We start from the raw sequence: 8937 nt of genomic DNA on the forward strand, positions 1-8937 counted from the left end.
GAGGATGCACCACCATGACATCGCCCACCATCGTGCTCGTCCACGGAGCCTTCGCCGACTCCGCGAGCTTCGCGCCCGTGACCCGGCTGCTGCTCGACCGCGGCTTCACCGTCCGCGTCCCCGCCGTCCCGAACCGGAGCCTGTCGGGCGACGCGGCCACGATCCGTGCCGTCGTCGAGGAGGTCGACGGCCCGGTGCTCCTCGTCGGTCACAGCTACGGCGGGGCCGTCATCACCGTCGCCGGGGTCGCGGAGAACGTCGTCGGCCTCGTGTACGTCGCCGGGTACGCGCTCGAGGAGGGGGAGAGCCTGGCGCAGCTGCAGGGCGGCTTCCCGGACTCGGACCTCGCGCAGAACCTCGTGTACGCGCCGTACCCGGTCGAGGGCGGCGAGCCCGGCACCGACGTGTCGGTCGTCGTCGAGGCGTTCCCGGACGTCTTCGCCGCCGGCATCGACCGGGCGACCGCGGAGGTCCTCGCGGTGTCGCAGCGACCGCTGTCGGCGGTGGCGTTCGGCGAGCCCGCGTCCGTGACGGCCTGGCGCACGAAGCCGGGCTGGGGCATCGTGTCCGCAGCCGACCACACCATCAACCCGGACGTCGAGCGCTTCGGGTACGAGCGCGCGGGACTCCGCTCCGTCGTCGAGCTCGACGCCCCGCACCTCGTGATGCACTCGCACCCCGCCGAGGTCGTCGAGGTCATCACCGACGCCATCGCGCAGCTCGGCTGACCCTCCCGACCACCGGGAGCCCTCGGACCACCCGCAGAGCACGACCGACCGAACAGAGAGCGGAGACACGCATGGCCTTCATCACCACCGACGACGGCGCCGAGATCTACTACAAGGACTGGGGCAGCCACGATGCCCAGCCGATCGTGTTCCACCACGGATGGCCGCTGTCGTCCGACGACTGGGACGCCCAGATGCTCTTCTTCCTGTCGAAGGGCTTCCGGGTCGTCGCGAGCGACCGCCGCGGGCACGGACGCTCCTCGCAGATCGACACCGGCCACGACATGGACCACTACGCGAGCGACGTCTCGGCCGTGGTCGAGCACCTCGACCTGCACGACGCGGTCCACGTCGGCCACTCCACCGGCGGCGGCCAGGTCGCCCGCTACGTCGCGCAGTACGGCCAGCCCCAGGGCCGGGTGGCGAAGGCCGTGCTCGTCGCCGCGGTGCCGCCCCTCATGCTCAAGACCGAGGACAACCCCGAGGGCACGGACATCTCGGTGTTCGACGGCTTCCGCGAGGCCCTCGCCGCGAACCGCGCCGAGTTCTTCCAGGCCGTCGCGTCCGGCCCGTTCTACGGCTACAACCGGCCCGGTGTCGAGGTGTCCGAGCCGGTCGTCGCGAACTGGTGGCGGCAGGGCATGACCGGCAGCGCGCTCGCCCACCTCGAGGGGATCAAGGCGTTCTCGGAGACCGATCAGACCGAGGACCTGCGGGCGATCACCGTGCCCGTGCTCGTCCTCCAGGGCGACGACGACCAGGTGGTGCCGTACCAGGCGGCTTCCGTCAAGCAGGCCGAGCTACTGCAGGACGCGACGCTGAAGATCTACGAGGGGTACCCGCACGGCCTGCTCACGACGCACGCCGACATCCTGAACCGGGACATCCTCGAGTTCATCCAGCAGTGAACGGGGTGGCCGCGTGGTCCGTGCAGCCCAGCGCTGTGCCGACTACGCGGTCTTCGCGACGTCCTCGGTGAAGCTCCGCACGCGACGGAGCAGCGCTTCGCCGCGCATCGCGATCGTCGCCGGCGGGTTGAGGTGCGGGGGCGCGGTGCGGATGAGCATCGAGCAGCCGAGGTCCTCGCAGATGTAGGACCCGATCGTGTTGCCGTTCCGGCCGGACTCCCCGGCGCGCGCGGCGGAGAACAGCCGCACCTGCGTCGCCGGCTGGGGCGAGTGGCAGAACGAGCACATCGCCGCGATGCCCGGCCGCAGCGAGCCGCCGGCGGACCGCACGACGATGCCGACCGGCCGGTCGTCGATCCACGACACGATGTACCCGCGACGGGCGGCCTGCGGGTCCCGCCAGCCGAGGAACTCGCGCTCGTTCCAGAGCATCTCATGCAGCCCCGGGATGGGCAGCTGCTCGAGCTCCTCCGGGGTGGCGTTGACGAACGACGAGCGGATGTCTGCTTCGGTCAGTGGCTTCACGGTGCCGCCACCCTAACCCTCCAGCCTGGAGGCGCGGATCACCCCGAGCGCGCTCGTCCCGTCCGCGACGAGGACGGCCCGACGGACCGCGTCGCGGCCGAGCCGCCTGGCGGCGGCGTCGTCCGCGGCGAACTCGACGAGGACACGCGTCGAGCGCGCCATGGCGCGTGCGCCGGGCACCCACGGGACCGCACGTTCGATCGACTCGGCGACCGCGACCGCGACCGCGTGGTGCTGGGACAGGTGGGCACGTTCGTGGGCGACCACGGCCTCCAGTTCGTCCGTCCGCAGCTGGTCCGCGAGCCCGGTGCTCACGAGCACCCCACCGGCCCGACCGGGGACCGCGCACGCGAGGGCGTGGTCCGCCTCGACCAACGCGACCGGGACACCGGCGATCTCGCGGTGCGGAGCGGCGCCGGAGCGCATCGCCTCGCGCACCGCGTCGTGCTCCGGCCCGGGGCGCACGCGGACCGCGACGACGAACGCGAGCACCGCGACGAGCGCGACCCCGACGTTGAGGCCGTGCGACGGCGAGGCCGCGATGCCGAACGGGTCGGTGAGCGGGCGGTTCGCGAGGACCACGAGGGCGATCCCGGCCACGAAGCCCGCGACGCCGAGCACCACCGCGACGGACCACGACACGAGCGCGGTCCGGGGTCGGTCGATCGTCCACGCGGAGCGGGTGAGGATGCGCGGCGCGAGGACGACGACCGCGAGGGCGAGCGCGATCAGGACGACTCCGGCGACGACCACGGGTGCTGCCGATCAGCCCCGGGAACGGGCGTCGAGGGCGCGGCGGAGGACGTCGAGGTCGTCCGAGGCGAGCGAGCCGGTGAACTGCAGGAGAGCCGCTTCGCGGTCGGTGGCGGCGGCCAGCGCGTTCGACATGAGGGAGGCGGTCTGCTCCTCCCTGCTGTTCGTCGCGCGGAAGGTCAGCGGGGCGTCGTCGTGCTGCTCGCGCTCGACCTGCCCCTTGCGTCCGAGCCGGTCGAGGACCGTGAGCACCGTCGTCAGTGCGGGACGGGGCTCGGGGAACGCGTCGAGCACCTGCCGGGCGGTGAGCCCCTCGGACGCCGACCAGAGGGCGTCGAGCACCGCCTGTTCGAGCTGCCCGCGCGGGCGTGATCGCTGTCCTGCCACCCGAGGATCCTACGACGGACCTTCTACGAGATGTCGAACCGGGAGCACGACACCTGCCGGAAACACGGCGGCGGTATGCTCGACGGCGACAACTGAAGCACGGCCGATCACCCGTCGCGGGAGACGCCGGACCCGGGTTCGCCGGGGTCCTGCACCGAAGGAGCAACGTCCCCGCCAATCTCTCAGGTCCAACACCGCGACGGACAGGCCACTCTGAAAAGCAGGCGCCCCCGACCCCGGTCGGTCCGGCTCCTCGCCCACGGTGAAAGCCGCCGGACCTCACGGGCCGCGGTGAAACTCTCAGGCCCATGACAGAGGGGGAGTTCCCACCCGACGACGGTCGTCGGGTGTCGTCGAGGACGAGAGAACTCCGCCATGCGTTCATCACCGCTCGAGGCCGCGCACGAAGCCGCCGGCGCCACCTTCACCGACTTCGCCGGGTACCGGATGCCGGTCCGCTACTCGTCCGACCTCGCCGAGCACCACGCGGTCCGCAGCGCCGCCGGGGTCTTCGACCTGTCCCACATGGCCGAGGTCGGCGTGACCGGCCCCGACGCCGTCGCGTTCCTCGACCACGCGCTCGCCGGGTCCTTCGGTGCGATGACCGTCGGCCGGGCGAAGTACTCGCTGCTCCTCGGCGAGGACGGCGGGATCCTCGACGACCTCGTCGTGTACCGCACCGAGGAGCACGTGTTCCTGGTGGTCGCCAACGCCGCGAACCGTGCCGTCGCCGTCGACGCCCTGACCGCACGGGCCGACGGGTTCGACGTCGAGGTGTCCGACGACTCCGACACGACGGCCCTCGTGGCGATCCAGGGTCCGGCCGCCGCCGGCACGCTCGACGCCCTCGTGGTCGCCGACCGCCTGCAGCCGGAGACGCCGCTCGACGAGCTCCGCTACTACCGCGTGCTGCACGCGCTGTTCGACGGCGCCGAGGTGCTCGTCGCCCGGACCGGCTACACCGGCGAGGACGGCTTCGAGATCTACAGCGGCACCGAGGTCGCGTCGTCGATCTGGGACGCCCTGCTCGAGACCGGCGCCGACCGTGGGGTCGTCCCGGCCGGCCTCGCGGCCCGCGACACCCTGCGGCTCGAGGCCGGCATGCCCCTCTACGGGCACGAGCTCGGCACCGACGTCCGACCCGCGCAGGCCGGACTCGGCCGGGTCGTCGCGACCGAGGGCGACTTCGTCGGTGCGGCCGGCGTCTCGCCGGCCGAGGGCGCCCGCGTGCTCGTCGGCCTCGTCACCGAGGGCCGTCGCGCACCGCGTGCCGGCTACGACGTGGTGCTCGACGGCGAGGTCGTCGGCACCGTCACCTCGGGTGCGCTGTCCCCGACCCTGGGCCACCCGGTCGCGATGGCCTTCGTCGACCCGGCTGCGCTCGAAGCGGTGTCGTCGGGCGAGCGAGTCCTGCACATCGACGTCCGTGGCACGGCCATCCCCAGCACCGTGACCCCGTTCCCCTTCTACCGCCGTTCCCCGAGAGGCTGAACCCGTGACCGACCAGACCGCACTCCAGTACACCGCCGACCACGAGTGGCTGCTCGTCGAGGGCGACACCGTCACCGTCGGCATCACCGACCACGCCGCCGAACAGCTCGGTGACGTCGTCTTCGTCGAACTCCCCGCCGTCGGCACCGCCACCACCGCGGGCGAGCAGATCGGGGAGATCGAGTCGACCAAGAGCGTCGGCGAGCTCTTCGCCCCGATCGAGGGCGAGGTCGTCGAGGTCAACGACGCCGTCGTCGACGCGCCGGACACCGTCAACCAGGACCCGTTCGGCGCCGGCTGGCTCGTCAAGATCAAGGTGGAGGGGACCTCGTTCCCCGAGGACCTCATGGACCACGACGCGTACCGGGCCTCACTCGCATGAGCGACGTGCAGCAGAACCTCCAGACGTCCTTCGCCGACCGCCACATCGGCACGACGAGCGCCGACCAGCAGGTCATGCTCGACGCCGTCGGCCAGCCGTCCCTCGACGCCCTCGTCCGCACCGCCATCCCGGAGTCGATCCACGCGGCCCCGGTCACCGACTCGGTCATCCCGGCAGCCGTCGGCGAGACCGAAGCGCTGGCGGAGCTCCGTGCGAAGGCCGGACGCAACACCGTCCGCCGCGCGATGATCGGCCTCGGCTACCACGGCACCCACACGCCCGCGGTGATCCAGCGGAACGTGCTCGAGAACCCGAGCTGGTACACGGCCTACACGCCGTACCAGCCCGAGATCTCGCAGGGCCGGCTCGAAGCGCTCATCAACTTCCAGACGATGGTGTCCGACCTCACCGGCATGGCCACCGCCGGCGCGTCCATGCTCGACGAGGGCACCGCCGTGGTCGAGGGAATGCTCCTCGCCCGACGAGCCTCGAAGGTCAAGGGCGACGCGTTCCTCGTCGACGCCGACCTCCTGCCGCAGACCCGTGCGCTCCTCGACCACCGCGCCGACGCCGTGGGCATCACGCTCCGCGTGTTCGACGCCGCCGACGGCCCGACCGACGAGCAGCTCGACGGCGCGTTCGGCGTCGTCCTGCAGTACCCGGGCGCCTCCGGACGCATCGTCGACCCGAGCCGCACCATCGAGCGCGTCCACGCGGGCGGGGGCATCGCGGTCGTCGCCGCGGACCTCCTCGCGATGACGCTCCTCGCCAGCCCGGGCGACCTCGGCGCCGACGTCGCCGTGGGGACGAGCCAGCGCTTCGGTGTGCCCCTCGGCTTCGGCGGGCCGCACGCCGGGTACCTCGCCGTCCGCGCCGGGCTCGAGCGCCAGCTGCCCGGTCGGCTCGTCGGGGTCTCCTTCGACGCCGACGGACAGATGGCCTACCGGCTCAGCCTGCAGACCCGCGAGCAGCACATCCGCCGCGAGAAGGCGACGAGCAACATCTGCACCGCCCAGGTGCTCCTCGCCGTGATGGCGTCGATGTACGCGGTCTACCACGGCCCCGAGGGGCTGCGGTTCATCGCGGACCGGGTGGCGAGGACGACGTCCGCGCTGGCCGACGCCGCGCGCGGTGCGGGGCTCGAGGTCGTGCACGACGCGTGGTTCGACACCCTGACGCTGCGCGCGCCGGGCCGTGCCGCAGCCCTCGTCGAGTCCGCCCACGAGCGGGACTACCTCCTGCACCTCGTCGACGCCGACACCCTCCAGGTGTCCGTCGACGAGACGATCACTCCTGACGACGTGACGGCGCTCGCCGCCGTGTTCGGTGCGGTGGACGCGACCGTCCCCGCGACGGAGACCACTGTGCGGGACGCAGCCACGGGCCTCCCGGCCGGTCTGCTGCGCAGCAGCGAGTACCTCACCCACCCCGTCTTCAGCGCGCACCGCAGCGAGACCCGGATGATGCGGTACCTCAAGCACCTGTCCGACAAGGACTACGCGCTCGACCGCGGCATGATCCCGCTCGGCAGCTGCACGATGAAGCTCAACGCAGCGACCGAGATGGCTGCGGTGACCTGGCCGGAGTTCGCGAACGTGCACCCGTTCGCCCCGGCCGAGGACGTCGCCGGCTACCTGGACATGATCGGCGACCTCGAGTCGTGGCTCGCCGAGGTCACCGGGTACGACACGGTGTCGCTGCAGCCGAACGCCGGCAGCCAGGGCGAGCTCGCCGGCCTCCTCGCGATCCGCGGCTACCACCTGGCGAACGGCGACACCGAGCGCACGGTCTGCCTCATCCCGTCGAGCGCGCACGGCACGAACGCTGCCTCTGCGGTCCTCGCCGGCATGCGGGTCGTCGTCGTGGCGTGCGACGAGGACGGCAACGTCGACCTCGACGACCTCCGGGCGAAGACGGCGCAGCACGGCGACCAGCTCGCCGCGCTGATGATCACGTACCCGTCGACGCACGGCGTCTACGAGCACGACATCACCGACATCACCGCAGCCGTGCACGACGCCGGTGGGCAGGTGTACGTCGACGGCGCGAACCTCAACGCGCTGCTCGGGCACGCCCGCTTCGGTGACTTCGGCGGCGACGTGTCGCACCTCAACCTGCACAAGACGTTCTGCATCCCGCACGGTGGTGGCGGCCCGGGCGTCGGGCCGGTCGCGGCGAAGGCGCACCTCGCGCCGTACCTGCCCGGTCACCCGATGGCGCAGCAGGCCGACCGTCGATCCGGTGCCACCGCTCCGGACGCGGACGGACGCCTCGCGCACGCCGGTGGACCGGTGTCGAGCGCGCCGTACGGCAGCCCGAGCATCCTGCCGATCACGTGGACCTACGTCCGGATGATGGGACTCGAGGGGCTCACCCGCGCGACCGAGGCCGCCGTGCTCGGCGCGAACTACGTCGCCGCGCGGCTCCGCGACGCCTACCCGGTCCTCTACACGGGGCAGGACGGGCTCGTCGCGCACGAGTGCATCCTCGACCTCCGGCCGCTCCGGGACAGCACGGGCATCACCGTGGACGACGTGGCGAAGCGCCTCGTCGACTACGGGTTCCACGCGCCGACGATGTCGTTCCCGGTCGCCGGGACGCTCATGGTCGAGCCGACCGAGAGCGAGGACCTCGCGGAGCTCGACCGGTTCGTCGACGCGATGCTCGCGATCCGAGCCGAGGCCGCCGCCGTCGAGCGGGGGGAGTGGAGCGCGGACGACAACCCGCTCGTGCACGCGCCGCACACCGCCTCGTCCGTGATCGCGGGGGAGTGGACGCACGCCTACACCCGTGAGCAGGCCGTGTACCCGCTGCCGGGCATCAGCACGCGGAAGTACTGGCCGCCGGTGCGCCGCATCGACCAGGCGTACGGCGACCGCAACCTGGTCTGCGCCTGCCCGCCGGTGGAGGCGTTCGCGTAGCGACCTGCGTCGTCGACGCGCGCGGCTGACACACGGGAGGCCCGGGGCGGATCCGCCACGGGCCTCCCGTCCGTCGCTGCAGCGGGTCCACTTGACGCGTCACCGACCATCTGGAGTTCTCGGGCATCCCCTGAACATCCCGAGCAGGCGACCCTCCGACCTGGTCCCGTGGACGGTGTCCGATCGAAACAGAGGAACAGGGGAACCACATGTCGATCACCAACAGCACCACCTCCAGCACCGTCGACGTCGCACCGAAGGGCCGTCGTCGTCGGACCCGGCGAGCATCCGGGATCGTCGCTGCCGGGGCCGCGGCGGTCCTCGCGGTCGGCGTCGCATCGCCTGCCCAGGCTGCGACCGAGACGACGACGCGGGTCACGGCTGCCGGGCAGTACACATCGTCGGTGAGCTATCCGCAGGTCGACGGATCGAGCATCAGCCTCGTCGTGTACTCGAACTGGTCGTCCGTCTCGTCGTCCTCCGCCCGACTCGACTCGGTCCGGGTCTGCGTCGGCACGCTCCCGGGTGGTGCGCCGAACTTCATCTCGCCCACCGTGACGAGCTACCACCCGGACGGCAACCGGGACCACGGAACGAAGGACATCCCGTACGCCGGGTGCAACACCTACTCGGTCGGCCGGACGTTCTCGACGTACTCGGGCGACGTCCGCGGGCAGATCGGCCTCACCTGGGTCGCGCTCCCGTTCGGTGGCGAGGGTGCGCAGTCCGTCTTCGTGCAGTACAACAGCTGACCGACCCGACCCGGCGACCGTCGTTCCGCGACGGTCGGCCAGTGAACACACGGGAGGCCCGTGGCGAGTCCGCCCCGGGCCTCCCGTGTG

The 8937-nt window shown here is 72.0% G+C and carries 9 protein-coding genes and 1 riboswitch; of the genes, 6 read left to right on the forward strand and 3 right to left on the reverse strand.

Features of this window, described 5'->3' with window-relative positions:
- The first annotated feature begins 14 nt into the window (after positions 1 to 14).
- Together ACSW7Y_RS02425 and ACSW7Y_RS02430 are read left to right on the forward strand one after the other, a co-directional pair.
- The gene (locus ACSW7Y_RS02425) at positions 15 to 728 is read left to right on the forward strand and encodes an alpha/beta fold hydrolase (RefSeq protein WP_438124757.1); all 714 of its coding nucleotides are present in this window, start codon (positions 15 to 17) and stop codon (positions 726 to 728) included.
- Between the two features lie 71 nt (positions 729 to 799).
- Positions 800 to 1636 carry an alpha/beta fold hydrolase gene (locus ACSW7Y_RS02430; protein WP_438124758.1) on the forward strand — a complete coding sequence of 279 codons (837 nt, stop codon included), beginning with the start codon at positions 800 to 802 and terminating at the stop codon, positions 1634 to 1636.
- Positions 1637 to 1678: 42 nt separating this feature from the next.
- Here the strand turns inward: ACSW7Y_RS02430 and ACSW7Y_RS02435 are convergent, their stop codons facing one another.
- Genes ACSW7Y_RS02435 through ACSW7Y_RS02445 form a run of 3 tightly spaced genes read right to left on the reverse strand, consistent with a single transcriptional unit; the run spans position 1679 to position 3301 of the window.
- Entirely contained in the window at positions 1679 to 2161 is a 483-nt protein-coding gene (locus ACSW7Y_RS02435) for an FBP domain-containing protein (RefSeq protein WP_438124759.1), read from the reverse strand.
- Between the two features lie 12 nt (positions 2162 to 2173).
- Positions 2174 to 2914, reverse strand: coding sequence for a M56 family metallopeptidase (locus ACSW7Y_RS02440; RefSeq protein ID WP_438124760.1), 741 nt, complete (start codon positions 2912 to 2914; stop codon positions 2174 to 2176).
- 12 nt (positions 2915 to 2926) lie between these two features.
- Positions 2927 to 3301, reverse strand: a complete 375-nt coding sequence (locus ACSW7Y_RS02445; RefSeq protein ID WP_438124761.1) for a BlaI/MecI/CopY family transcriptional regulator — start codon at positions 3299 to 3301, stop codon at positions 2927 to 2929.
- A gap of 107 nt (positions 3302 to 3408) precedes the next feature.
- A riboswitch (glycine riboswitch) is annotated at positions 3409 to 3508 on the forward strand.
- 168 nt (positions 3509 to 3676) lie between these two features.
- On the opposite strand from ACSW7Y_RS02445, the gene gcvT reads away from it, so the two are divergent.
- The 4 genes from gcvT (at position 3677) to ACSW7Y_RS02465 (ending at position 8847) form a co-directional block, all read left to right on the forward strand.
- Positions 3677 to 4792: a glycine cleavage system aminomethyltransferase GcvT gene (gene gcvT / locus ACSW7Y_RS02450; protein WP_438124762.1), complete on the forward strand. Its 1116-nt coding sequence runs from the start codon at positions 3677 to 3679 to the stop codon at positions 4790 to 4792.
- Between the two features lie 4 nt (positions 4793 to 4796).
- On the forward strand, positions 4797 to 5174 hold the full coding sequence (gcvH, locus tag ACSW7Y_RS02455; protein ID WP_438124763.1) for a glycine cleavage system protein GcvH: 378 nt from the start codon (positions 4797 to 4799) through the stop codon (positions 5172 to 5174).
- Positions 5171 to 8095, forward strand: coding sequence for an aminomethyl-transferring glycine dehydrogenase (gcvP, locus tag ACSW7Y_RS02460; protein ID WP_438124764.1), 2925 nt, complete (start codon positions 5171 to 5173; stop codon positions 8093 to 8095). The genes gcvH and gcvP overlap by 4 nt, the downstream gene beginning before the upstream one ends.
- A gap of 209 nt (positions 8096 to 8304) precedes the next feature.
- Entirely contained in the window at positions 8305 to 8847 is a 543-nt protein-coding gene (locus ACSW7Y_RS02465; protein ID WP_438124765.1) for a hypothetical protein, read from the forward strand.
- Positions 8848 to 8937 lie beyond the last annotated feature (90 nt).

Source organism: Curtobacterium flaccumfaciens (assembly GCF_051548005.1).
Taxonomy (GTDB): Bacteria; Actinomycetota; Actinomycetes; order Actinomycetales; family Microbacteriaceae; genus Curtobacterium.

Excerpts from the sequence above, each read along its gene's own strand:
- ACSW7Y_RS02425 (WP_438124757.1), top strand. The coding sequence starts at position 15 with ATGACATCGCCCACCATCGTGCTCGTCCACGGAGCCTTCGCCGACTCC.
- ACSW7Y_RS02430 (WP_438124758.1), top strand. The coding sequence starts at position 800 with ATGGCCTTCATCACCACCGACGACGGCGCCGAGATCTACTACAAGGAC.
- gcvT (WP_438124762.1), top strand. The coding sequence starts at position 3,677 with ATGCGTTCATCACCGCTCGAGGCCGCGCACGAAGCCGCCGGCGCCACC.
- gcvP (WP_438124764.1), top strand. The coding sequence starts at position 5,171 with ATGAGCGACGTGCAGCAGAACCTCCAGACGTCCTTCGCCGACCGCCAC.
- ACSW7Y_RS02465 (WP_438124765.1), top strand. The coding sequence starts at position 8,305 with ATGTCGATCACCAACAGCACCACCTCCAGCACCGTCGACGTCGCACCG.